Below are 24,077 nucleotides of genomic sequence, written 5' to 3' on the forward strand. Positions count from 1 at the left end.
CACCCGATGAGCACCACCCACGACACCGAGGCGCTCGCGCCCGAACTCGCGCCAGCCGCCTCGCCCGCGGCGCCCACTGCACCCGCGGCGCCCGCAGCGCCGTCCCGCACCGACGAGGGGGCGACGGGCGTGGCGTTCTCGCGCCGCGCCTCCTGCGGTCTCGTCACGATCGAGCCGTTCGCCGCGGACCCCTACGCCGTCTGCCTCCGCCGGTGGTTGGCGCACCCGGCATCGGCCGCCTGGCAGATGGCGGGCCTGAGCACCGACGAGGTGCGCGCCTACCTGGCCGCGATCGACGCCGACCCGCACCAGCAGGCCTGGCTCGGGCGGGTCGACGGCGAACCGACGTTCTTCGTCGAGACCTACGACCCGGCCGAGGTGCTGCTGACCGAGGTGCACGACGCCGAGCCCGGAGACGTGGGCATGCACCTGCTCGTCGCTCCCCCGCGCGGGCAACGGGTGCACGGCCTGACCAGCGCCGTCATGGCGAGCGTCGTCGACTTCGTCTTCGAGATCGAGCGGGCGAGGCGCATCGTCGTCGAGCCCGACGTGACCAACGACCGCATCGCGGCGAAGAACGACGAGGTGGGGTTCCGGGCACTCGTCGACGTCGAGCTGCCCGACAAGACGGCTCGGCTCTCGGTCCTGACGCGACACGACCGGGCGGCGGCGCACCTCGCCCCCGGCCCCGTGGACTGGGCTCATCGGCACCTGGTGACCAAGGCGCTGAGCGAGTTCGCCCACGAGCGGCTGATCGCCCCGGTGGCCGACGACGACGCCGCGACCGCCCCCGCAGTCGACGACGACGCCGCCGCGACGGACGGCGCCTGGCGGGTCGCCCTCGACCACGACGGCCACCGGATCGACTACCGGTTCACGGCCCGCCGTCTGGCCCTCGAGCACTGGGCGATCGACGAGACGACGGTCACCCGCGCGATCGACGGCCGCCCCGAGCCCCTCGACGCCCTCGCGTTGGTCGTCGAGCTCGACGACCTGCTCGGCATCCCCGAGTCGCTGCTCGCCACCTACCTCGAGGAGGTCTCGTCGACCCTGGCGAGCGCCGCCTACAAACGTCACCGGGGCGGCCCGACCGCCGAGCGGTTGACCACCGCGGACTTCCAGACGGTCGAGGCGGCGATGACCGAGGGGCACCCGGGCTTCGTCGCGAACGCCGGGCGCATCGGCCTCGGACTCGACGAGTTCCACGCGTTCGCCCCCGAGGCCGCGGCTCCCGTCCGGCTGGTCTGGCTGGCGGCGCGTCGGTCGGTGACGAACCTCGCACTCGGCGCAGGACTCGACGAGAGGACGCTGTGGCAGGCCGAGCTGGGCCCCACGACCGTCGCCCGGTTCGACGCGACCCTCGCCGCGAAGGGCCTCGACCCGGCCGGGTTCCACTACCTGCCGGTGCACCCGTGGCAATGGCAGCACCGCGTCTCGATCTCGTTCGCCCCCGACGTCGCCCGGCGTGACCTCGTGCTGCTCGGCGAGGGCGACGACACGTACCAGGCGCAGCAGTCGATCCGCACCTTCGCGAACCGCAGCCGGCCCGACCGGCACTACGTCAAGACGGCGCTGGCGATCCAGAACATGGGCTTCGTCCGCGGTCTCTCGCCGGCCTACATGAGGCCGACGCCCGCCATCAACGACTGGGTGCACGACCTCGTGCACACCGACGCGACCCTGCAGGAGGCGCGGTTCCGGGTCCTGAGGGAGCGCGCCTCCGTCGGCTACACCGGTGACGCCTACCACCGGACGACGACGTCGTCGCCGCACCGGAAGATGATCGCCGCGCTCTGGCGCGAGAGCCCGGTGCCGCTGGTCGGCCCGGGTGAGCGGCTCGCCACGATGGCGGCGCTGCTGCATCGCGACGGTGCCGGCGACGCACTCGCCTCGGCCCTCGTGAAGGCCTCGGGGCTGTCGGCGGAGGACTGGCTGCGGTCGTACCTGCACGCCTACCTCCGACCGGTGGTGCACTGCCTGCGGGCGCACGACCTGGCGTTCATGCCGCACGGCGAGAACGTCATCCTCGTGCTCGAGGGGTGCGTGCCGACGGCCGCGTTCATGAAGGACATCGGCGAGGAGATCGTCGTCGTCGCCCCGCGCGAGGTCCCCGAGGCGGTGCGGCGGACCGTGCACCCGGTCGACGACCGCGAGAAGGCGTTGGCGGTGTTCACGGACGTGTTCGACGGGGTGTTCCGACACCTGGCCGCCATCCTCGACGGCGACGGCGTGCTGCCCGCGGCCCGGTTCTGGGCGCTCGTGGCCGAATGCGTCGATCGGCACGCCGACGAGCACCCCGACCTGCCGGGGTCGGTCGACCTGCGGGCGGCGCGCTTCGACCACTCCTGCCTCAACCGGCTGCAGCTGCGCGACACGCGCCAGATGGTCGACCTCGCGGCGCAGTCGTCGTCGCTGATCTTCGCCGGGACGCTGGCGAACCCGATCGCGAGGTAGGGGCGGCGCCCCGGGGCGGGGGCGGTCGGGCCGCCTCCGCCCCTGGGAGGTGGCGGTCGATTCACGGTCGACCATCACCCCGATCCGCGCAGGGCCGCGGGCCGTGCGGGCCACCGCCGATCACAGGGGGAGAACCATCGGCGGCGGGTCGAGCTGCTCGAGCGACGATACCGCCGTCGAGTTGCTTGGGTTTGAAGATACTCGCCCGACAAGGGGAAGGCAACGACCGAGCGCTGGGCATTCGCTGCACAGGGGCGGGTGATTCGAAGCTCGAACAACTCACTCGGCGAGGTATCGTGGCCTCCGTGGCGTCCGTCGCCGCGCCTCCTCGTCTTCGCTCCGTCCTCGCGTCGCCGTCCCGCCAGCAGAGAGCCCACCATGTCCGACGTCTCCCCCCAGCCGCCCGCCGGCTCCCCACCGCCCCTCGACGACGAGGGCCAGCTCGACGTGACCCTCGTGCTCTCGGCGTACGCGTCGTTGCAGCGACAGGGCGAGCGCGTGCAGAAGGTCGTCGCCGACCACTTCGGCATGGGCACCACCGACCTCCGCTGCCTGACCTTCATCGCCACCGACCACGACACGACCCCGAAGCGCGCCGCCGAGTTCCTCGAGCTGTCGACCGGGGCGACGACCAGCCTGGTCGACCGGCTCGAGAGCGGCGGGTACATCTCGCGCCAGCCGCACCCCTCCGACCGGCGGAGCGTGCTGCTCGAACTGGCCCCGGCCGGACGCGAGGCGATCGACCAGATCCACGACTTCTACCGCCGGGCGTTCCGCGACGCGGTCGACCCGAACCACCTCGACTTCCTCGCGGCGGCGATGCGTGCGATCGGCGACTCGTTGACGCGCGCGGCGGCCGGCGACGACGCCGTCGGCTGAGCGACCACGCCGCCACCGCCACCGCCACCGCCGGGTCGAACCACCGATGAGGCGTCGAACCACGCACTCCGGTGGTTCGACGCCACATCGGTGGTTCGGTGCCGTCGGGATGGTCCGCGCGACCTGCACGGGCGCACGCGGCCGGTCGTAGGGTGGGTCGATGACCCCCTCGGACGTCCTCGTCGAAGCCTTCTCGCGCCTCCCCGCCATCGCCGTGCGGGCGGTCGCCGACCTCTCCGTCGACGACCTCGCCTGGCGCCCCGACGACGAGGCGAACACGATCGCCTGGCTCGTCTGGCACACCGCGCGGGGGCAGGACGTCCAGATCGCCGACCTCGCCGCGTCGGAGCAGGTCTGGACGGCCGACGGCTGGGCCGAGTCGTTCGCGCTGCCGTTCTCGCCCGCCGAGATGGGCTACGGCATGTCCCCGGCCGACGTGGCCGCGGTGCGGGTCGACGCCGAGCTGTTGATCGGCTACCTCGAGGCCGTGACGCTGCGGACGCGCGGCTACCTCGACGACCTCGACGGCGCCTCGTACGACGACGTGGTCGACGAGGCCTGGGACCCTCCGGTCACGGCCGGCGCCCGTCTCGTCAGCATCCTGAACGACTGCGTGCAGCACCTCGGCCAGGCCTCCTACGTGCGCGGCCTGCTCGACCGCCGCTAGCCGCCCGCCGCCGCGCCGAGACCCCACCAATCCATCGAGACCTTCTCGCGCGCACGGGTGTCTCGGCGACCCCCTGGGGTCTCACGAGTGCAGGAGGCGCGGGTTCAGTCCTCGAGGGACGGCGGGAAGTCGGCCGGCACCGTGAAACCGAGCCGTGCAGCCAGCTCGTCGAGTTCGGCCCGGCGATCCTCGTACTCGGCGGCGAAGATCGGGTCGACGACGGCGGCCGCGTGCGCCCAGCTGCCGTCGGACGTCGCGTCGCGCCACAACTCGATCGACGTGAGCGCGGATCGCGTGGCCACGCAGGCTCTCGCGAGGTCCACGACGTCCGCCACGGGGGCGTGCCCGGCATCCGCCCACTGCCGCACCTCGACGGGCACGTACTCGAGGACGCCGGGCGTCTCTGCTCGTGAGCGATGCCCGGCACGCACCCGTCCGCGCGTCCCGAGCCCGCCGATCCAGCGGGCGAGGGCACGGAGACCCGCCGACGTCGCCGCGCCCGCGGATGCTCCGGCGGCCGCGGGCACGACGAACGACGGTGGTTCCCGCCAGCCCGCCACGTCCCAGGCGAGCCACCAGGCGACGGCCACCCCGAGCGTCACGCCTGCCCAGGAGGCCACGCGGCTGCCCGCCGAACCGTTCGAGACGAAGGCCCGGCGACGCACGACCTCCAAGGCGACGTCGAGAGGGACGGACGAATCGGTGACGAGGTAATGGGTCTCGTCGCCTGCGCGGGCGACGCTCACGAAGGCCGTCATGCCGCGTCGTCCCTCATGAGCACGGGGTCGGGGTCGAACCCCAGCGGTCCCGCGACGACCCGGAGCGCCTCGGCGGCGTCGCCGATCGCCGAGCTGAGGGCGACGAGCGGCCGGGCGTCCGTGCGGCGGTCGAGTGGGAACTCGAGCTGAGGTCCCGGGTCGCCCACGAATTCCAGTGCTCCGTCGCCGTCCACGTCGACGTACCCGTGGAGGAGTTCCTCGACCGTCCAAGAGGCCTCGACGAGTTCCGTGTACAACGACACGGCCTCGTTCAGCCGCCACACGTCCGAGGCGGGTGTCCCGTCGCCGACCCACTCGAGCAGCTCGTCGTCCACCTCGACGATGCCGGGCGCCGTGACCGGTACCGGCAGGTCGGGAGTCGTCACCGCCCACACCCCCCTCGCGGCGAGACCAGCGGCGCCGAACAGGACGATCCCGCCGACGACGTTGACGGTCCCCTCCGCCAGCGCCTCGGTCAGCTGCAACGCATCGACCACGTCGTCGATGCCCGCGCCACCCGCCACGACCACCAGCACGAACGCGAGCAGCGGCGCGTACCGCACCACCCTCCGCACCGGCCCGACGTACGTCTCCGCGTTGCGCCGCCGCAGCTCGGCCACCGCCGCCTCGGCCGACGCCGCGTCGAGCGACGGGTCGACCACGTGCCAGCGCCGCCGGTTCCCCAGGCGTACGCGCAGCAGGCCGGGGCGGTCGCGGGTCGGGGGCACATCGAGAGACTAGGGGGCGTGCGGCCTGCCAGCCGCGCCCCCGTCCACGGGACGTCCGCCACGGGCCGGCGGCGCGCCTCCTCGGCTCGTCCGCCTCGCGCGGCGCCCCCACGACGAAGAACCCCGTTCCGGACGATCGACCCTCGCGATGCGGGGTCCGTCTTCCGGAACGGGGTCCGAGAGCAGGAGGCGCGGTGTGCGCCCCCGGGGAGGGCTCGCTACGCCTGCACTCCCGCGAGCTCGTCGATCAGGCGGTCGCCGGAGCGGGCCTCGATCATCTCGGCGTCGATCTCGGCGCGGTCGAGCAGCTCCTCCATGCGACGGCGGCGCTGACGCGTGATGAGCGTGACGACGGTGCCCTCCTTGCCCGCGCGGCCGGTGCGGCCCGAGCGGTGCATGTAGGTCTTGTACTCGTCGGGCATGTCGGCCTGGACGACGAGCTCGATGTCGTCGACGTGGATCCCGCGGGCGGCGACGTCGGTCGCGACGAGCACGTTGACCTTGCCGCTCGTGAGCAGCTGGAGGTTGCGCGTGCGGCGGGCCTGGTTCAGGTCGCCGTGCAGGCTCGTCGAGCGGATGCCGGCGTCCTCGAGCTGGTCGGCGAGCTGCTCGGCGAAGGCGCGGGTGCGGGCGAAGACCAGGGTCTTGCCGCCGCCCGAGGCGAGCTGCTCGATGACCGCGGTCTTGTCGCGCTGCTCGATCAGGAGCACGCGGTGGTCGATCGTGGCGCTGGCCTGGTCCTCGCCGGCGACCTCGTGGACGGCCGGGTCGACCAGGAACTCGTCGACGAGCTTCGCCACGCCCTTGTCGAGCGTCGCGCTGAAGAGCAGCTTCTGGGCGCGGGCGCCGTCGGGGCGGACCGTCGCGGTCTCGCGGATGATGCGCTGCACCGGCTCGAGGAACCCCAGGTCGCACATGTGGTCGGCCTCGTCGAGCACGGTCACGACGACCTCGCTCAGGTCGAGACGACCCTGGTCGATGAGGTCCTCGATGCGGCCGGGGGTGCCGATCACGATGTCGACGCCGCGGTTGAGGGCACCGACCTGGCGCTGCTGGGGCACGCCGCCGTAGACCTGCGTGGTGAACAGGCCGACCGAGCGGGCGATGGGCTGCACGGTGCGGTCGATCTGCATCGCGAGTTCACGGGTCGGGGCGAGGATCAGCGCGCGGGGCTTGCGGCCCATCTTGCGGTTCTTCGCGCCGTTGTTCTCCATCAGCTTCTCGACCAGCGGGGCGCCGAAGGCGATCGTCTTGCCCGAGCCCGTGCGGCCACGGCCGAGGACGTCACGACCGGCGAGCACGTCGGGGATCGTCGCGGCCTGGATCGCGAAGGGAGCCGCGGCACCCATCGAGGCCAGCTGACGCTCGATGTTGTCGCCGAGGCCCAGGTCGCCGAAGCTCACGCCCTCGACGTCGGCCGCGGTGACGACCTCGGCCTTGAGCTTCTCGAGCTTGACGTCGTCCTCGGGCGAGTAGTGGGTCGCCGCATCGCGCTTGGGGTAGAAGTCGCTCGAGCGGTCGCCGACGCGTGCCGGGCGGTCGGTGCGGTCGAAGCTGCGAGGCGCGCGGTCGTCGCGAGCCGGGCGGTCGCTGCGGTCGCTGCGGTCGAAGCTACGGGCCGGGCGGGCGTCGCGGTCGACACCACCGGAGGCGCGGCCACCGCGCTCGGGACGGTCACCGTACGAACGCTGGGCGCGGTCGTCACGCGCCGGGCGGTCGTTCCGGTCGTACGAACGAGGGGCACGGTCGTCGCGAGCCGGGCGATCGCTGCGGTCGAACGAACGAGGGGCACGGTCGTCGCGAGCCGGGCGATCGCTGCGGTCGAACGAACGAGGGGCACGATCATCGCGGGCCGGGCGGTCGCTGCGGTCGTAGCTGCGGGGGGCGCGGTCGTCGCGTGCCGTGCGGTCCGAGCGGTCCCACGAGCGGGGTCCGCGGTCGGAGCCCCGGGCGGCGTCGCGGCCACCGTCGCGGCCGTAGCCGCGGGCGGCCTCGCGACCACCGTCACGGCCGAAGCGGGGAGCGGCGTCGCGGCCACGCTCGCCGTTGCGGCTGTCGAAGTCGCGGTTGCCGAAGCGGTTGCCGCCGGCCGGCTTCTCGCGGGGCTCCCAGTTGGGGCGGCGGTCGTCGGAGCGGGCCGCGCCGGGGGCACGGTTGCCGCCGCCGTCACGGGTGCCGAACTCGCGGCGTCCGCGGTCGGCGCGCTCGCTGGCGTCCCAGCGCTTCTTGGGGGCAGGGGCCCCGGCCTCGTCGGCGCGGTGGCCGCGGTGCTTGGGGCTCTTCGAGCCGGCCTTGGGGGCACCACCGGTGCGGTCGGTGCGCGGGCGGGAGTTGTCGTAAGGAGACATGGAGGAGTTCTTTCCGGGCTTGTCAGAGATGACGCGAAGAAATACCCGGGCAGCCATTGACCAGGACCGTTCACAATCGTGAATTCATCCCGTCGTGACTCGACGGGAATCCGGCCCACAAGACTTACAAACCCTCGTGCTGTTCAAAGCTGTGCATGATCGGCACCACCAGGTGCCGATGTGCTCGCGCCACAGGCGCGGTGTCTTGAGCCGACCCACCTACGATACCCGAGCCTCCCCCGAACCGGAAGCCCCGCCTCCTCGGGCACGCCGACCGAGGTCACCCCCGGGCGGCAGCCGTCTCGGCACCCTCGGCACGCTCGGCACCCGCGGCGCCCTCGCCCGACTCCGCCGCCCGTCGATCGGCCCGGCGTTCGCCGATGCGCTCGAACAGGTAGTAGATGACGGGCAGCACCACGAGCGTCAGCAGGGTGGACGACACGAGCCCGCCGATCACGACGATGGCGAGCGGCTGCGAGATGAAGCCGCCGTGCCCGGTCACGCCGAGCGCCATCGGGGTGAGCGCGAAGATCGTGGCCGCCGCCGTCATGAGGATCGGCCGCAACCGCCGCGACGCTCCCTCGAGCAGCGCCTCGCGCACGCGCAGACCCTTCTCGCGGTACTGGTTCACGAGGTCGATCAGCACGATGGCGTTGGTCACCACGATGCCGACGAGCATGAGCACGCCGATCAGCGACGCCACCCCGAGCGGCACGCCCGAGGCGAGCTGCAGCAGGATCGCCCCGGTCGCCGCGAACGGGATCGACACGAGCAGCAGCAACGGCTGGATCAGGCTGCGGAACGTCGCCACCATCACGATGTAGACGATCAGGATCGCGATCAGCACGGCGAGACCGAGCTGCGAGAAGGCGTTGGCCTGGTCGGCCGTCGCCCCGCCGATGGTCGCGTCGGTCCCGTCGGGCAGGTCGACGGCGGCCACGGCGTCGGACACCTCGGTGCCTGCGGCCGAGAGGTCGTCGCTCGACGGCGTGATCGTCACGGTCGCCGAACGCACCGCGTCGGTCGTCGTGACGGAGGTCGGCCCGGCCGTCTGCTCGACCGTGGCGATGGAGTCGAGGCGCACGGGCCCGGTCGGGCTCGGCAGCTCGAGGGCCTTCAGCTCGTCGATGGTCGCCGGCGGCGTCGGGTCGACCGTGTAGACGTCGACCGAGCTGTCGTCGATCTCGAGCGACCCCACCCGGAAGGGCTGGATGGCCTGCGACACGATGCCCCCCACGGCGACCTCGCTGTAGCCGAGGGCCGCGGCGGCGACGCGGTCGACCTGCACGCCGATGACCGGCTGGGCCGCCTGCAGGTTGGAGCTGGCCTCGGCGGTGCCGGGAAGCCCCTGCACCTTCTTCAGCACGGCGTCCGTCGCGGTCTGCAGGCTGTCGGGGTCGGGTGCCGTGACGTCGACGGTGATGTCGTTGCTCGTGCCGAAGCCGCTCGACGCCGAGACCTCGATCTCGCCCCCGTCCGTGACGTCGTCCAGCCGGGACCGGACGTCGGCCTGCAGGGCGTCCTGGTCGGCGCTCTCGTCGGTGGTGATCGAGTAGGTGACGGTGCTGTCGCCCGATCCTCCGAGGAAGCTCGCGATCGACGTCCCGCTCGAGCCGATGGTCAGCTGCACCGTCTCGATGCCGTCGACGCCCTCGAGCACCTGCTCGACCCGGTCGGCGGCGTCGGACTGCGTCTGCAGGCTCGACGCGGGCGGCAGGGTCTGCGTCACGCTGAAGGTGTTCTGCCCGCTCGCCCCGAGGAAGTTCGTCTTCATGAAGGGGATGACGGCGCCCGTGCCCACGAGGACGAGCAACGCCACGAGGATCGTCACGACCGGACGCTGCAGGGTGCCCCGCAGCACCGGGACGTACGCGCGACGCAGGCGGTCGAGCGGCCGGGTGTCGGACGGGTCGGAGGCGCGGGTCGTCAACGACTCGACCGTCTCCCCCTCGACGGCGGTGGCCTCGCCCCCCGGCGCGTGCTTGCGGGCCTTCGGTGCCCGGAGGAACCAGTACGCCAGCACGGGCACGATCGTCAGCGCGACGAACAGCGACGCGACGAGCGCGATGGTGACCGTCAGGGCGAACGGCCGGAACAGCTCGCCGGTGATGTTGCCGACGAACGCCAGCGGCAGGAAGACCACGACGGTCGTGACCGTGGATGCGGTGATGGCACCCGCCACCTCGCGGACGCCGACCTTGATCGCCTCGAGCCGGTCGACGCCCGCGGTGAGGTGCCGCTTGATGTTCTCGATGACGACGATCGAGTCGTCGACCACGCGACCGATCGCGATCGTCAGCGCACCCAGGGTCAGGATGTTGAGGGTGTAGTCCGCCGCCTGCAGCCCGATGAACGTGATGAGCACGCTCGTCGGGATGCTGATGGCGGTGACGATGGTCGACCGGATCGACAGCAGGAAGACCAGGATGACGATCACGGCGAACACGAGGCCGAGCAGCCCCTCTTCGGCGAGAGCGTCGATCGACTGCTGGATGAACGGCGCCTGGTCGAACACCACCGACAGCTCCACGCCGTCACCCAGGTCGGAGGCGAGGCCCGGGATGGCGTCGCGCACGGTCTGCGACACGTCGACGGTGTTGGCGTCGAGGGTCTTGGTGATGGCGACCGTGAGGGCGTCCTGCCCGTCGACGCGGCTGATCGAGGTGACGGGTGCGCCGGTCAGCTGCACGTCGGCGACGTCGCCGATCGTCGTGGCCGAGGTGCCGCCGAGGAGCGGCAGGGCGCGGATCTCGTCGACGCTCGTGAGTCTCTGACCCGCCTGGATGGACAGCGTCTTGCCGTCCTGCGTGAGGGTGCCGCCGGGGATCAGCGTGCCGTTGGCGTCGAGGGCGTCCTGGAAGGCGGCCGTGGTCAGCCCCGCGGCGGCGAGCGCCGTCTGGTCGGGCGAGATGGTGACGCGTTGGCCGGCGTCGCCGTAGATCGAGGCTTCGCGGACGCCGTCGAGCTTCTGCAGGTCGGGCACCGTGACGGTGGTCAGCCGGTCGACGAGGGCCTGCGAGTCGGCCGAGTCGTAGCCGGTGACGGCGATCTGGATGACGGGCAGGTCGTCGAGGCTGCCCGTGACCACCTGGGTGTCGACGGAGTCGGGCAGCGAGAGCCGGTTGATCGCCGACTGGATCTTCTGCTCGGCCGAGTCGAGGTCGGTGCCGTAGGTGAACTCGGCCGAGACCGTGCTCTGCGAGGTGCTCGAGGTCGCCGAGGTGCCCTCGAGCCCGGGGATGATCTGGACGGCCTGTTCGATCGGGGTCGAGACGTCCTCGTTGACGACCTCGGGCGTGGCCCCCGGGTACGAGCTGACGATCGCGATCTGCGGGAACTGCACGTTGGGTGCGAGCTCTTGCTTGAGCGAGGTGAGGGCGATGCCGCCGAAGACGGCGACGACGATGGTGACGAGGGCGATCAGCGCGCGGTTGCGCAGGCTGAAGACGGACAGCAGGTGCACGGTGCTCCGGTGGTGAGAGGGAGAGCGGAGGAGGCGCGGTGAACGACGTGCACCGCGCCTCCATTGTCACCAGCCTCTCTGGGAACTGGCGGCGGTTCCTTTCACGCTGTGCAGATCCCTGCCTGGCCACCGTGATGGGGACGAGCCGACCGCAGGACCCGGCTCAGACGACCTCGGCCAGCAGGGGCGAGGTCGGCGCCTGCACCCCGTCGACCCCGTCCCACGCCGCGCGCAGGGCGGCGAGCGCCCGGTCGGTGTCGCTGTCGGCGTACGAGAACGGCACGCGGAGGAACCGCTCGAACGCCCCGTCGATGCCGAACACCGGGCCGGCCGCGAGCAGCAGGCCCTCCCGGCGGGCCGCGAGGGTGAGCTGCGAACTGACCGGCGCCCCGAGCCCCACCCAGGTGGTGAGGCCGCCCGCCGGCGACGGCACCTGCCACGACGGGAACGCCTCCCTCAGGCCGTGGACGACGCGGTCGCGACCTCGTCTCAGGTGGCCGGCCCGCGCCTTCAGCACGCGGTCGAAGTCGCCGAGCAGCTCGGCGACCACCAGCTGCTCGAGCACGGGGGTGCCCAGGTCGCCCGCCGAGCGGGCGCGCACGAGCCGCTCGACGAGGGGGCGCTCGGCACGGATCCAGCCGATGCGCAGCCCACCCCAGAGCGACTTGCCGACCGAGCCGATCGTGACCGCGCGTCCGTACGCGGCCATCGGCGAGGGGGCGTCGCGACGGTCGTCGATCGCCATCTCGGCCATGGTCTCGTCGGCGATCACCACGGTGCCCTCGGCGGCCGCCGCCTCGAGCACGCGCACCCGCTGGTCGGCGGGCATCGTCGCGCCCGTGGGGTTGTGGAAGTCGGGCATCAGGTAGGCCACCGGCGGGCTGGTGCGCCGCAGGGTCTGCATCAGCGCCGCTTCGTCCCAGCCGTCGTCGCCGGTGACGCTGACCGGCACCAGGCGGGCGCCGGCGCCACGGAGGGCCTCGAAGGCGTGCGGGTAGCCGGGTGCCTCGACGACGGCCCGGTCGCCGCGCGAGACCAGCACGCGGGCGAGCAGCGCGATCGCGTGCTGCGCCCCGAGGGTCACGACGATCTGGTCGGCACTCGTCTCGAGCCCCCGCCGTCGGTACCGTCCGGCGATCGCCTCGCGCAGCACCGGCCGCCCGACCGGGTCGTAGCCCGGGTCGTCCAGGTACGCGCCGAGCCGCCCCGCCGCCCGTTGCGCCGCCTCGGCGATGCCGTCGACCGCGGGCAGCGCCGCCTTCGTCAGGTCGAGCAGCCCCTCGGTCGTCGTCGGACGCGGCACCGAGGCGCGGGCCGGCAGCCGGACGACGCTGCCGCTGCCCCGCACGCTGTCGACGTGCCCCGTGTCGCGGAGGGCGGCGTAGGCCGCGGCCACGGTCGTGCGACTGACCCCGAGGTGCGCGCAGAGGTCGCGTTCGGACGGCAGGCGGGTGCCGACCGGCAGCCGGCCGTCGAGCACGAGCAGGCGGATGCGGTCGGCGAGCGCCAGGTAGCCGGGAACCGAGGAGGCGCGCCACGAGTCGAGCAGGACGCCGAGCGCCCGCGACGAGACCGTGGTGGCACCGTGGTCGAGGGTGGTCACGCAGCCACCCTAGGCGGATTGGACCCTTGCCGCCAGGCCAGTCGAGCGATTGGATCGACCCCATGCTCCTCTCGCGTCGCCTGCTGCAGTTGTTCGTCGGCCTCACCGCCTACGGCTTCGCCATCGCCCTCATGGTCCGGGCGGGCATCGGCGTCGCCCCGTGGGACGTGCTGTCACAGGGGCTCGTCCGCCACACCGGGCTGACGTTCGGCACCGTCACGTTCGTCACGAGCCTCGTCGTGCTCCTGCTCTGGATCCCCCTGCGCCAGCGACCCCGCTTCGGCACGATCGCCAACACCCTGATGATCGGTCCGGTCGCCGACCTCGGCCTGCGCGTCCTGCCGCAGCAGACCGAGTGGTGGGCACAAGGCCTGACCTTCGCGGGCGGCCTGCTGTTGCTCGCCGTCGCGAGCGGCCTCTACATCGGAGCCGACTTCGGGCCGGGCCCTCGCGACGGGCTCATGCTCGGCCTCCACGCCCGGTTGGGCTGGCGGGTGGGCGTCGCGCGCACCGTCATCGAACTCACGGTCCTCGTCGCGGGGTGGCTGCTCGGCGGGCAGGTCGGCATCGGCACGGCGGCCGAGGCCCTGCTCATCGGCCCGCTCGTGGCGATCACGTTGCCGCTCTTCGCCCGGCGCCGGGTGGCGACCTCCGTGGTCGCCCCGGCCCGCGCCTCCTCGCCCGCCTGAGCCGCGGCCGGTACGAACCAGTTCGGACCGACCCGCGCTGACCGGGAATAAACCGTCCACGAGCGAAGTTGACAGGCCCTCGCACGGGAGTAGAGTCGCCGCTCGTGACCAACGACACCCGGTCGCCGAAGCGTTGGCTGATCGGTGAACCCCTCCCCTCGGAGAAGCTCGAGGGGCAGCTGCTCCCGAAGCACCTCGCACTGCCGATCTTCGCCAGCGACCCGCTCAGCTCGGTGGCCTACGCGCCGCAAGAACTGCTGATGATCCTGCTGATCGGCGGCCTCGGGTTCCTGACCCTCGCGCCGTGGGTGGCCGTCGCGGTCGTCGTCCTGCTGCTGGTCGTGGTGGCGTCGTACCGTCAGCTGATCAAGGCGTACCCGTCGGGCGGCGGCGACTACGAGGTCGCCCACAAGAACCTCGGCGAGAAGGCCGGGCTCGTGGTCGCCTCGGCGCTGCTCGTGGACTACGTCATGACGGTGGCCGTGTCGGTCGCCTCGGGCGTGGACAACATCATCTCGGCCGTGCCCGAACTGGCGCCGGTGCGCGTCGAGCTCGCGATCTTCTTCGTCGTCCTGCTGGCGGCCGTCAACCTCCGGGGCGTGCGCGAGTCGAGCAAGGCCTTCGCGATCCCCACCTACCTCTTCGTGTCGAGCGTCTTCGTCATGATCGTCATCGCCCTGGTGCGCACCGCCCTCGGCGACCCGCCCGTCGCCGAGAGCGCCGAGTACACGGTGCAGGCCGACCAGCTGACGCAGGCCGCCTTCATCCTGCTGTTGCTGCGGGCCTTCTCGAGCGGCTGCTCGGCCCTGACCGGCGTCGAGGCGATCGCCAACGGCGTGCCCGCGTTCCGGCGGCCCAAGGTGCAGAACGCCCAGAAGACCCTCGTGCTGATGGGCAGCATCGCCATCGTCCTCTTCGCCGGCCTCGTCGCCGTCGCCTTGATCGCGAAGGTGCACTACGCCGAGGACGCCTGCGACCTCCAGGGGTTCGTCGACTGCGCCACCACGCCGCAGCGCAGCCTCGTCGCGCAGATCGCGAGCGCGGTCTTCGGCGGGTCGCTGTTCGGCATCCCGTTCTACGTGATCCAGGCCTGCACCGCGGCGGTGCTGTTGCTGGCGGCGAACACGGCCTTCAACGGGTTCCCCTTGCTCGGGTCGATCCTGGCCCGCGACCAGTACGCCCCCAAGGCGCTCAACACGCGCGGCGACCGACTGATCTACTCGAACGGCGTGATCGTGCTGGCGCTGGTGGCCTGCGCCATCCTGCTCGTCTACCAGGCCAGCGTCACCGGGCTGATCCAGCTGTACATCATCGGCGTCTTCGTCTCGTTCACGCTCGGCCAGACCGGCATGGTCGTCCACTGGACCCGCATGCTGCGCGAGGGATGCGCCGACCGTGGAGCGGTGTACCGCGCCCGCGGCATCAACGCCTTCGGCGCCCTGCTCACGGCGTCGGTGCTGATCGTCGTGACGGTGACCAAGTTCACGCACGGCGCCTGGCTGGTGTTCGTCATCATGCCGATCCTCTTCGTCCTGATGCTCGGCGTGAACCGCTACTACCGGGACGTGCTCGTCGAGATCGAGCCCGACGCCACGACGCAGTTCGGCTCGCACGGCGACCACGCGATCGTGCTGGTGGGCACCATGCAGAAACCCGTGCTGAAGGCCCTCGACTACGCCATCGCCGCACGCCACGAGTCGCTCGAGGCGATCCACGTGGGCATCGACGACGAAGCAACGGCGCTCCTGCAGCGTCAGTGGGCCGAGCAGGACATCGAAGTGCCCCTGCGCATCGTCGCCTCGCCCTACCGCGACATCAGCATGCCGCTGATCAAGTACATCAAGGCCCACCGTGAAGAGCACGGCAGCGAGGTCGTCACGGTCTACACGCCCATCTACATCGTCGGCCACTGGTGGGAGGCCGCGCTGCACAACCACAAGAGCCGCCGCATCCGCCAGAAGCTCATGCTCGTGCACGGCGTGACGATCTCGCTCGTGCCGTGGCTGCTCGACTCGTCCGAGGTGCTCTACGGGCGTCGATCGCGGCCGATCCCCGGCCAGGACCGCCGTGGCGAGCCGATCCGCCCCCGCCCCGTGCCGCGCCGCGTGCTCGAGCCGGCCGGTCGCCGGTCGGGCGCCGCCGGCGGGGCCCTGGGCGCCGACGCGGGCCCGGACGGCCGCGCCGGGGCGGCGGTCGAAGGAGGCGCGGTGCAGCGAGGCCTCGACGTCCAGCCCGCGCAGAACGGCACCAAGCCCGGCCCGAAGCAGACCCCGCGCGCACCGGGTTCGGCGGCCGGCAACCGCGGAGGCGGCGCCGCGGCACGCAAGGCCCGCTCGGCCGCCCGCAACTCGACCGGCACCTCCCCCCGCAAGAAGAAGTAGCGCCGGCGCCCGGGAGCGTCAGCGCCAGACGGTGCGGGGCGGCAGCAGCCGGTGCCGCGGCTCGCTGTCGTCGAGCAGCAGCGAGAGCACGGCTCCTGCGACGTCGACGAGTGGTTGCTCGACGCTCGACAGGCCGAGCGCCGAGGCGACCGGTGTGTCGTCGTAGCCCACGACCGGCACCGACGATCCCAGCACGACCGATGCCCCGAGCGCGAGGGTGTCGCTCGCGCACACCACGGCGTCCACCGCGACTCCCGCGTCGAGCACCGACCGGACCGCAGCCGAGGCGAGCGGCACCGAGTCCTCGACGGCCAGGTCGAGCGCGTCGATCGAGGCCGGATCGAGCGTGCCCCGTGACGCGAGCGCCTCGCGCCACCCGCGCCTCCGGTCGTCCCCGGCGCCCGAGCCGGCGGGCCAGCCGAGGAAGGCCACGTGCGTCGCACCCCGGTCGAGCAGGTCGTCGGTCGTCGAGGCGAGGCCGGCGCGTCCGTCGACGTCGACCCAGCGGTGTTGCGGGTCGCCCATGTCGTCGATCCCCCAGGGCCGACCGAAGGTGACGAAGTCGGCGCCGGCGTCGATCAGCCATTCGGTGCGCGGGTCGTCGAAGAACGTCGAGGTGAGCACGAACCCGTCGACGTCGGCGCCGTCGAGCAGGCGGCGGAACTGGGCGATCTCGTCGTCGGGCCCGGCCGCCGTGTACAGCAGGATGCGGTGGTCGCGAGCGTCGGCCTGCTCGGTGACCGCGTGCAGGAACCGGTCGAGCACCGCGCCCGAGATGCCGTTCTGCACGGGGTCGAGCCGGATGCCGATGGTCGAGCTCTTGCGGGTGCGCAATCGTCGCGCCGACGCGTGCGGCCGGTAGCCGAGGTCCGCGATCGCCCGCTCGACCCGGCCCCGCGTGTCCGGTCGGACGATGTCGGGCGCGTTCAGCACGTTCGAGACGGTCTGCCGCGACACCCCCGCGACCGAGGCGACGTCGCTGACGGTCGGGAGGCGCGGTGTCGGAACCCGAGTCATCGTGCCCTCCACCCCGGCGCCGGTCGGCGGCCTCGGGTCACGTTACCCCAGCGCCCGGGTGCCTCTCGGCTCTCCGGTCTTGACACCCACGGGGCGGCCTGCCTACTCTGACGACACGGATTTGATCGATCAAATCGCACGTCTGCCCCCGCTCCATCCCGAGGCGCCACCCCGGCACCACACCCCGACCACAGCACCCGCACCATCGCAACGACGCGACGAGAGGCCCACCATGCGACGACGCACGACCCGCCTGGCGGCAGCAGCCGCCCTCACCACCATCTCGGCCCTGACCCTCACGGCCTGCGGCTCCGGCTTCAGCGAGGGGTCGGGCGCCGCGAGCGACGGCGCCCTCACCAGCAGCGACGACTCGCTGACCGTGCTGATCGGCTCGAGCGGAGACGCCGAGACGAAGGCCGTCACCGACGCCGTCGCGAGCTGGTCCGACGACTCGGGCACCGGCGCCGAGGTCAGCGTGGCCTCCGACCTGCCGCAGCAGCTCAGCCAGGGCTTCGCCTCGGGCGAGCCGGCCGACGTGTTCTACGTCTCGACCGACACGCTCGCGGGTTTCGCCGGCAACGGCAGCCTGCTGGCCTACGGCGACCAGCTCGCCAACGAGGGCGACTTCTTCCCGACCCTCGTCGACAGTTTCACGCTCGACGACCGGTTCTACTGCGCGCCCAAGGACTTCTCGACCCTCGGCCTGATCATCAACACCGACATGTGGGCCGCGGCCGGCCTGTCCGACGCCGACGTCCCGACCGACTGGGACTCGCTGAAGGCGGTCGCCGCGAAGCTCACGACGGCCGACCACGTCGGCCTGGCCTTCAGCCCCGAGTACGCCCGGGTGGGCGCGTTCATGGCGCAGGCCGGCGGCGCGGTGACCACCGCCGACGGCACCGAGGCGACGCTCGACTCGTCCGAGAACGTCGAGGCGCTGACCTACGTGAAAGACCTGCTGACCAGCGGCGACGCCGCGTTCTCGAGCGACCTCGGCGCAGGCTGGGGCGGCGAGGCCTTCGGCACGGGCAAGGCGGCGATGACCATCGAGGGCAACTGGATCACCGGCGCACTCACCAACGACTACCCCGACGTGTCGTACCAGGTGGCCGAGCTGCCCGCCGGCCCCGGCGGCCAGGGCACGTTGCAGTTCACCAACTGCTGGGGCATCGCCGCCGACAGCCCCAACCAGCAGGCCGCCGTCGACCTCGTCGAGCAGCTGACGAGCACCGACCAGCAGCTCGCCTTCGCCGACGCGTTCGGCGTCATGCCCTCGATCCAGTCGGCCGCCGACACCTGGAAGTCCGACAACCCCGACCAGGCCGCGTTCCTCGACTCGGTCGAGTTCGCCCAGGGCACGCCCACGCAGGACGGGTCCGCCGCCGTGATCAGCGACTTCAACTCGCAACTCTCCGGCCTGAAGGACGGAGACCCGAAGACGATCCTCGAGTCCGCGCAGAAGAACTTCGAGGCGATCCTCCAGTAACCCTCGGGGCACCGCGCCTCCCCCGGCGCGGTGCCTCGCACTCCCCGCCCGACGGGGGCGGCCGGGGCCGCGACGCGTCCTCCCCAGGGCGGTCGCGCCTCCGTCCCTCCCCGGTCCCGCTCCCCGCCTCCCCCGGGGCCGCGCCTCGTCGGCGATCATCCGAGGAGGCGCGACCCATCGACCCGAGACAGCGCACGAAAGGCAGTCCCCATGACCGCGATCTCGACCAAGGCCCCCCGCCGGCGCAGCGCCGTCTCGCGCGGCGAGGGCCTCTCGGGCTGGCTGTTCGTCTCGCCCGTGCTGATCGTCCTGGGCCTCTTCCTGGCCGTGCCCGTCCTGATGGCCCTCTGGGTCAGCGTCTCGGACTGGACCGGCCGGGGCTCCCCCTTCGCGGCCGGCGTCGGCTTCGTCGGGGCGCAGAACTACCGAGACCTGCTCGGCGGCGGCGGCCTGGCCGAGCGCGACTTCGGCCTGAGCCTGCGCAACAACGCCTGGTACGTGATCCTCGTCGTGCCGATCCAGACCGCTGTGGCCCTGCTGCTCGCCGTGTTGGTGAACCGCCAGGTGCTGCGCGGCCGCGGGTTCTTCCGCACCGCGTTCTACTTCCCGTCGGTGACCAGCTCGGTCGCCATCACCGTCCTGTGGCTGTTCCTGTTCTCGCAGAGCGGCGCGGTGAACAAGCTGCTCTCGTTCGTCGGCATCACCGGGCCCGCGTGGTTCAACGACGCCAGCGGCGTGCTGCACAACCTGCTCGCCGTCGTCGGCGTCACGCAGCCCCCGGCCCTGCTGGCCGACCACACCGCCCTCGGCGTCAGCTGGTGGGACTGGCTGGCCGGGCCGTCGGTCGCGATGTCCGCGTTCATCCTGATGGCCGTCTTCACCACCAGTGGCACGTTCATGCTGCTCTTCCTGGCGGCCCTGCAGAACCTCGGTGGCGACGTCCAAGAGGCCGCGATGATGGACGGCGCGAGCGGCTGGCAGCGCTTCTGGCGCATCACGCTGCCGCAACTGCGACCGACGCTCTTCACGGTCCTCACCCTCGGCCTCATCGGCACCTGGCAGGTCTTCGACCAGATCTACACCGGCACCCAGGGCGGCCCGCAGAAGACCACGCTGACGCCCGCCTACCTCTCGTACACCTCGGCGTTCGGCGAACAGGAGTGGGGTCGCGGCGCGGCCATCGCCTTCGTGCTGTTCGTCATCATCGTCGCCTTGACGATCCTGCAGCGCATCGTGCTGCGCGAACGGGCCGTGTCGAAGAGACGCACCCGGCTCTACACGACAGGAGTCGAGCGATGACCACGACCGCACCGATCGCCGACCGGACGAACCCCTCCTCGCCGGTCGCGCCTCCCCCGGCCCCACCTCACCCGGCCGGGCGCGAGCCCCGCAGCACGCGACGCATCGCCGGCACCTCGGTGCTCTACGCCGTGCTGATCGTCATCGCGGCGATCTACATCCTGCCGTTCCTGATCAACGTGGCGACGTCGTTCAAGACCGACCCCGAGGCGGCCTCCGACCCGCTGGCGTTGATCCCGATCACGCCGACGGTCGCCGCCTACCGCCAGCTGTTCCTCAACAGCGACTTCCCGACCTGGTTCCAGAACTCGGCGATCGTGACGATCGTGGTGACGCTCGGGCGGGTCTTCTTCAACTCGCTCGCCGGCTACGCCCTGGCGCGGCTGCAGTTCCGGGGGCGCAACGTCATCTTCGTGCTGCTGATCGGCGTGATGGCGGTGCCGACGGTCGTGCTGCTCATCCCGAAGTTCCTGGTGATCAACCAGCTCGGCATGTACGACTCGTACTCGGGCATGATCGTGCCGCTGCTGGCCGACGCCGCCGGGGTCTTCATCATGAAGAACTTCTTCGAGTCGATCCCGCGCAGCGTCGAAGAGCAGGCGCGCATCGACGGCGCCGGCACCTTCCGGGTCTTCTGGTCGATCGTCCTGCCCATGGCTCGCCCGGCCCTCGTGACGATCATCATCCTGTCGTTCCAGGGGTCGTGGAACGAGCTCTCGCACTTCATCGTGTCGACCCAGTCGCCCGAGCTGACCACCCTCACCAAGGGCGTCGCGAGCCTCGCCTCGGGGCAACTGAGCCAGGGGTCGCAGTACCCGATCAAGCTCGCGGCCGCCGCGGTCATGACGATCCCGGTCGCCATCGTCTTCTTCGTGTTCCAGCGCCGCATCATGAACGCCAGCGCCGGGGCCGTCAAAGAGTGATGCACGCCGCGACGCCCACCCCGTCGCACCCCACGCCCGCCACCCGGAGCCCCAGGAGCCCCCGATGACCCAGACCTTCCCCCTCGATTCCGACCACGCCGACCGGTCGACCCCGACACCCGGCCTCCAGCCGTTCCTCGCCGCCGACACCGTCGTGCTGAGGGCTCCCGTCCAGGCGTGGTCGGCCGCCGACGGGTCGATGGGCGCGGCGACGATCCACGGCGTCTACCTCGGCGACGTGCGTCTCGTCGCCGGGCACGGCGTCACCGTCGACGGTCTCGTCCCCGAGCACGTGGCCACGGTGCCCCTCGGAGCCTCGTCGGTCCGCTTCGAGTCGCTGCTGCGTGGCCTCGACGACGCCGGAGCCGACCCCGACGTCCGCCTGAGCTCGCTCCGTGACGTCACGACCACGGGCGTCCACGAGCGCCACGCGGTCACCTCCCGGCTCGACCGCGAGCTCACGGTCACCCTGGCCGCGACCCTCCGACCCGACGCCTCCCCCATGGACCACGTGAAGGCCGGGATCGTGGGCGCGCCCGTGCGCGACGCGACGCTCACGTCCGACGGCACCCGCGCCTCCTGGCGGGCAGAAGGAGTCCGGGTCGACCTCGAGGCCCGAGGAGGCGCGGTGCGGGACACCCCCGCCGGCCTCGTCGTCGAGTGGGTCGCCGTCGTCCCCGCCCGGGGTTCCGTGACGGTCGGTCTCGACCTGGTCGCGACCGCCCCCGACGCCGTCGTCCGGGGCGTGCGGACGCCGCCGCACTGGGCCGACCTCGACCCGGCGCCGCGTGACGACCGGCTCGCCCGCTGGGTCGACCGTGCCCGCGACGACCTGGCGGCGCTCCGGCTGACCACGACGACGGCACCCGACGACGTGTTCTACGCCGCAGGTGCGCCCTGGTTCTTCACGCTCTTCGGCCGCGACTCGCTCTGGGCCGCCCGCTTCACCCTGCCCCTCGACCTCACGGTCGCGGGGGGCACCCTGCGGGTGCTGGCGGGACTCCAGGGCACTCGACACGTGCCGGGGACGGCCGAGCAGCCGGGCAAGATCATGCACGAACTCCGTCAACGGACGTTGACGATCCCCGGTGAGGACGTCAGCCTGCCCCCGCTCTACTACGGCACCGTCGACGCGACCGCGCTCTGGATCTGCCTGCTGCACGACGCCTGGTGCTGGGGCCTGCCGCAGACCGAGGTCGAGGCACTGCTGCCGCACCTCGACGCAGCCCTCGCCTGGATGCGCGACTCGGGCGACAGCGACGGCGACCTGCTGCTCGAGTACGTCGACGAGACCGGTCACGGCTTGGCGAACCAGGGCTGGAAGGACTCCGGGGACAGCGTCCAGTGGCGCGACGGAACCCTCGCCGAGGGGCCGATCGCGCTCTGCGAGGTGCAGGCCTACGCGTACGAGGCGGCCGTGCACGGGGCCGACCTGCTCGACGCCTTCGGTCGGGCGGGCGGCGACGCGTGGCGCGACTGGGCGGGGCGCCTGCGCGACCGGTTCCGCGCCTCCTTCTGGGTCGACGACGACGCGGGCGCCTACCCGGCGATCGCCCTCGACGCGGCCAAGCGGCCGGTCGACACGGTCACGAGCAACCTCGGGCACCTGCTCGGCACGGGTCTGCTCGACCCGGACGAGGAGGCGCTGGTCGCTTCCCGCCTCGTCTCGCCCGAGCTGTCCAGCGGTTTCGGCCTCCGCACGATGTCGACCGACAGCGCCGGCTACTGGCCCCTGAGCTACCACGGGGGCAGCGTCTGGACCCACGACACGGCCATCGCGGTGCAGGGCCTCGCCCGGGCCGGGTTCGCCGACGAGGCCGCGGTGCTCGCCGAGGGCCTGCTCGCGGCGGCGCCGACCTTCGACTACCGGATGCCCGAGCTCCACTCGGGCGACCCGGCCCGCGAGATGCCGTCGCCCGTGCCGTACCCCGCCTCGTGCCGCCCCCAGGCCTGGTCCGCCGCAGCCGCCGTCGCCGTCTGGTCCGCCACGCACGCCGTGCGCCCGCCCCGCCACCCATGACCGCTCGCCCCGCTCGCCCCGCCACCGATGGTGCGCGCACCCTCCCGCCGAACGCGGGCGAGCCCGCGCACGCACATCGCCTGCGTCACCCCTGCCGTCGGCGCTCGGCGTCGCTCTCCGACAACCGCGCGACCACCTGACGGGCGATCGCCCGTCCGGCCCGGTTCGCCCCGATCGTCGAGGCCTGCGGGCCGTAGCCCGCGAAGAACAGCCGCGGGTCGAGGGTGGAGGCGCCGCCCTCGACGCTCACGCCCCCGTCGGCCGAGCGCAGTCCGAGCGGCGCCAGGTGCCGCAGCTCGGGTCGGAACCCGGTCGCCCAGACGATCGCGTCCGCGTGGGCGGAGGTACCGTCGGCCCACCGCACCCCGTCGGGTTCGACGGACGCGAACATCGGCCGCTCGACCAGCACGCCGCGCTCGATGCCCGACACGAAACGCCGGGTGCGGGGCACGCCCGTCCCGCTGACGATGCTCGGCAGCGCCTGTCCCGCCCGTGCCGCGCGGTCCTGCGCCGCGACCGCCGCGACGGCCGACTCGACGTCGAGCTCGCCCTGGTCGAGCCAGTCGACCGGCCGCCGCGTCACCCACGTCGTCGAGGCCGCGACGCCGTCGAGCTCCAACACGAAACCGATCGCGCTCGTGCCGCCGCCGACCACGATGACGTCGAGCCCTTCGAGCTCGGAGGCCGCCCGGTAGTCCGAGGTGTGCAGTTGGCGCCCGCGGAAGGTGTCGCGCCCGGGGTACCACGGCACGAACGGGGCACCCCAGGTGCCGGTCGCGTTCACGACGACCTCGGCCCGCAGAGAGCCGGACTCCGGCCCGGTCGACGCAGCCGGAGCGACCTCCGAGGAGGCACGCCCCGCCCACCGCACCGAGAATCCGTCCCCCAGCCCGGTCACCCCGGTCACCTCGACCGGGCGCCGCACGTCGAGCCCGAGCGCGTCCTCGTACCGGGCGTACCGGTCGGCGACGACGTCACGCGCCGGGGCCGACCGGTCGGCGTCGGCGAACCCCAGCCCCAGCTCGGCCATGCCCGGCAGGTCGTGCACCCGGTGCGCGGCACCCAGCCGCAGGCTCTCCCAGCGGTGCTGCCACGCGCCTCCGGTTCCGGGGCCCCGGTCGAGGACGACGAGATCGCGCCCCACCTCGAGTCCGAGCCGGCGCAGGTACCACGAGACCGACAACCCGGCCTGGCCCGCACCGATCACGAGGACCCTCGTCCGCTCGCCTTCGCCCCCTGCAGTCATCCGGACCATCATGCCCGTCCGAGGCGGCAGCCGGGGCTAGGGGTACATGATAAGATCGGTCCAGTTTTTCACCAGCATCCTGTCGGCAGTTCCCGGGTCGTCCGACACCGTTTCCG

General features: G+C 72.4%; 16 protein-coding genes. 9 read left to right on the forward strand and 7 right to left on the reverse strand.

All coding sequences use genetic code 11. The features are described 5' to 3' along the window. Positions 1-6: 6 nt before the first annotated feature. From ACVJ1F_RS14190 to ACVJ1F_RS14200, 3 genes are all read left to right on the forward strand, one after another. The gene (locus ACVJ1F_RS14190; protein WP_456887002.1) at positions 7-2,454 is read left to right on the forward strand and encodes a GNAT family N-acetyltransferase; all 2,448 of its coding nucleotides are present in this window, start codon (positions 7-9) and stop codon (positions 2,452-2,454) included. A gap of 378 nt (positions 2,455-2,832) precedes the next feature. After that, entirely contained in the window at positions 2,833-3,333 is a 501-nt protein-coding gene (locus ACVJ1F_RS14195) for a MarR family winged helix-turn-helix transcriptional regulator (RefSeq protein ID WP_056049447.1), read from the forward strand. A 160-nt stretch (positions 3,334-3,493) separates the two neighbouring features. Beyond that, entirely contained in the window at positions 3,494-4,000 is a 507-nt protein-coding gene (locus ACVJ1F_RS14200; RefSeq protein ID WP_159825830.1) for a mycothiol transferase, read from the forward strand. Between the two features lie 104 nt (positions 4,001-4,104). On the opposite strand, the gene ACVJ1F_RS14205 is transcribed toward ACVJ1F_RS14200, so the two are convergent. From ACVJ1F_RS14205 to yczR, 5 genes are all read right to left on the reverse strand, one after another. After that, a complete protein-coding gene (locus ACVJ1F_RS14205; protein WP_456887005.1) occupies positions 4,105-4,758 on the reverse strand; it encodes a hypothetical protein in 654 nt (217 codons plus the stop codon). Then, entirely contained in the window at positions 4,755-5,486 is a 732-nt protein-coding gene (locus ACVJ1F_RS14210) for a hypothetical protein (protein ID WP_456887006.1), read from the reverse strand. The genes ACVJ1F_RS14205 and ACVJ1F_RS14210 overlap by 4 nt, the downstream gene beginning before the upstream one ends. A gap of 218 nt (positions 5,487-5,704) precedes the next feature. Then, entirely contained in the window at positions 5,705-7,834 is a 2,130-nt protein-coding gene (locus tag ACVJ1F_RS14215; RefSeq protein ID WP_456887008.1) for a DEAD/DEAH box helicase, read from the reverse strand. Between the two features lie 280 nt (positions 7,835-8,114). Then, positions 8,115-11,297 (reverse strand): efflux RND transporter permease subunit, encoded by a 3,183-nt coding sequence (locus ACVJ1F_RS14220; RefSeq protein WP_456887009.1) that lies wholly within the window; start codon positions 11,295-11,297, stop codon positions 8,115-8,117. Between the two features lie 163 nt (positions 11,298-11,460). Then, on the reverse strand, positions 11,461-12,900 hold the full coding sequence (gene yczR, locus ACVJ1F_RS14225; RefSeq protein WP_456887011.1) for a MocR-like transcription factor YczR: 1,440 nt from the start codon (positions 12,898-12,900) through the stop codon (positions 11,461-11,463). A gap of 62 nt (positions 12,901-12,962) precedes the next feature. Between yczR and yczE the strand changes: the two genes are divergently transcribed. Both yczE and ACVJ1F_RS14235 read left to right on the forward strand, forming a co-directional pair. Continuing rightward, entirely contained in the window at positions 12,963-13,589 is a 627-nt protein-coding gene (gene yczE / locus ACVJ1F_RS14230) for a membrane protein YczE (RefSeq protein ID WP_456887013.1), read from the forward strand. A 104-nt stretch (positions 13,590-13,693) separates the two neighbouring features. Further along, on the forward strand, positions 13,694-15,970 hold the full coding sequence (locus ACVJ1F_RS14235) for an APC family permease (protein ID WP_082460630.1): 2,277 nt from the start codon (positions 13,694-13,696) through the stop codon (positions 15,968-15,970). An 18-nt stretch (positions 15,971-15,988) separates the two neighbouring features. Here ACVJ1F_RS14235 and ACVJ1F_RS14240 read toward each other — a convergent pair whose 3' ends face one another. Further along, positions 15,989-16,987 (reverse strand): LacI family DNA-binding transcriptional regulator, encoded by a 999-nt coding sequence (locus ACVJ1F_RS14240; protein WP_456887015.1) that lies wholly within the window; start codon positions 16,985-16,987, stop codon positions 15,989-15,991. 232 nt (positions 16,988-17,219) lie between these two features. On the opposite strand from ACVJ1F_RS14240, the gene ACVJ1F_RS14245 reads away from it, so the two are divergent. From ACVJ1F_RS14245 to ACVJ1F_RS14260, 4 genes are all read left to right on the forward strand, one after another. After that, positions 17,220-18,473 carry a sugar ABC transporter substrate-binding protein gene (locus tag ACVJ1F_RS14245; RefSeq protein ID WP_456887017.1) on the forward strand — a complete coding sequence of 418 codons (1,254 nt, stop codon included), beginning with the start codon at positions 17,220-17,222 and terminating at the stop codon, positions 18,471-18,473. A gap of 210 nt (positions 18,474-18,683) precedes the next feature. Continuing rightward, on the forward strand, positions 18,684-19,772 hold the full coding sequence (locus ACVJ1F_RS14250; protein WP_043597416.1) for a carbohydrate ABC transporter permease: 1,089 nt from the start codon (positions 18,684-18,686) through the stop codon (positions 19,770-19,772). After that, positions 19,769-20,695: a carbohydrate ABC transporter permease gene (locus tag ACVJ1F_RS14255; RefSeq protein ID WP_456887019.1), complete on the forward strand. Its 927-nt coding sequence runs from the start codon at positions 19,769-19,771 to the stop codon at positions 20,693-20,695. Before ACVJ1F_RS14250 ends, ACVJ1F_RS14255 begins: the two co-directional genes overlap by 4 nt. 64 nt (positions 20,696-20,759) lie before the next feature. Then, positions 20,760-22,715 carry a glycogen debranching N-terminal domain-containing protein gene (locus ACVJ1F_RS14260; protein WP_456887021.1) on the forward strand — a complete coding sequence of 652 codons (1,956 nt, stop codon included), beginning with the start codon at positions 20,760-20,762 and terminating at the stop codon, positions 22,713-22,715. A gap of 85 nt (positions 22,716-22,800) precedes the next feature. On the opposite strand, the gene ACVJ1F_RS14265 is transcribed toward ACVJ1F_RS14260, so the two are convergent. Then, complete coding sequence (locus ACVJ1F_RS14265; protein WP_456887023.1) at positions 22,801-23,961, reverse strand: NAD(P)-binding domain-containing protein; 1,161 nt, start codon at positions 23,959-23,961, stop codon at positions 22,801-22,803. Positions 23,962-24,077: the final 116 nt, after the last annotated feature.

This window comes from Frigoribacterium sp. 2355 (genome assembly GCF_054060695.1).

Excerpts from the sequence above, each read along its gene's own strand:
- ACVJ1F_RS14190 (WP_456887002.1), top strand. The coding sequence starts at position 7 with ATGAGCACCACCCACGACACCGAGGCGCTCGCGCCCGAACTCGCGCCA.
- ACVJ1F_RS14195 (WP_056049447.1), top strand. The coding sequence starts at position 2,833 with ATGTCCGACGTCTCCCCCCAGCCGCCCGCCGGCTCCCCACCGCCCCTC.
- ACVJ1F_RS14200 (WP_159825830.1), top strand. The coding sequence starts at position 3,494 with ATGACCCCCTCGGACGTCCTCGTCGAAGCCTTCTCGCGCCTCCCCGCC.
- ACVJ1F_RS14205 (WP_456887005.1), bottom strand. The coding sequence starts at position 4,758 with ATGACGGCCTTCGTGAGCGTCGCCCGCGCAGGCGACGAGACCCATTAC.
- ACVJ1F_RS14215 (WP_456887008.1), bottom strand. The coding sequence starts at position 7,834 with ATGTCTCCTTACGACAACTCCCGCCCGCGCACCGACCGCACCGGTGGT.
- yczE (WP_456887013.1), top strand. The coding sequence starts at position 12,963 with ATGCTCCTCTCGCGTCGCCTGCTGCAGTTGTTCGTCGGCCTCACCGCC.
- ACVJ1F_RS14240 (WP_456887015.1), bottom strand. The coding sequence starts at position 16,987 with ATGACTCGGGTTCCGACACCGCGCCTCCCGACCGTCAGCGACGTCGCC.
- ACVJ1F_RS14245 (WP_456887017.1), top strand. The coding sequence starts at position 17,220 with ATGCGACGACGCACGACCCGCCTGGCGGCAGCAGCCGCCCTCACCACC.
- ACVJ1F_RS14250 (WP_043597416.1), top strand. The coding sequence starts at position 18,684 with ATGACCGCGATCTCGACCAAGGCCCCCCGCCGGCGCAGCGCCGTCTCG.
- ACVJ1F_RS14255 (WP_456887019.1), top strand. The coding sequence starts at position 19,769 with ATGACCACGACCGCACCGATCGCCGACCGGACGAACCCCTCCTCGCCG.
- ACVJ1F_RS14260 (WP_456887021.1), top strand. The coding sequence starts at position 20,760 with ATGACCCAGACCTTCCCCCTCGATTCCGACCACGCCGACCGGTCGACC.
- ACVJ1F_RS14265 (WP_456887023.1), bottom strand. The coding sequence starts at position 23,961 with ATGACTGCAGGGGGCGAAGGCGAGCGGACGAGGGTCCTCGTGATCGGT.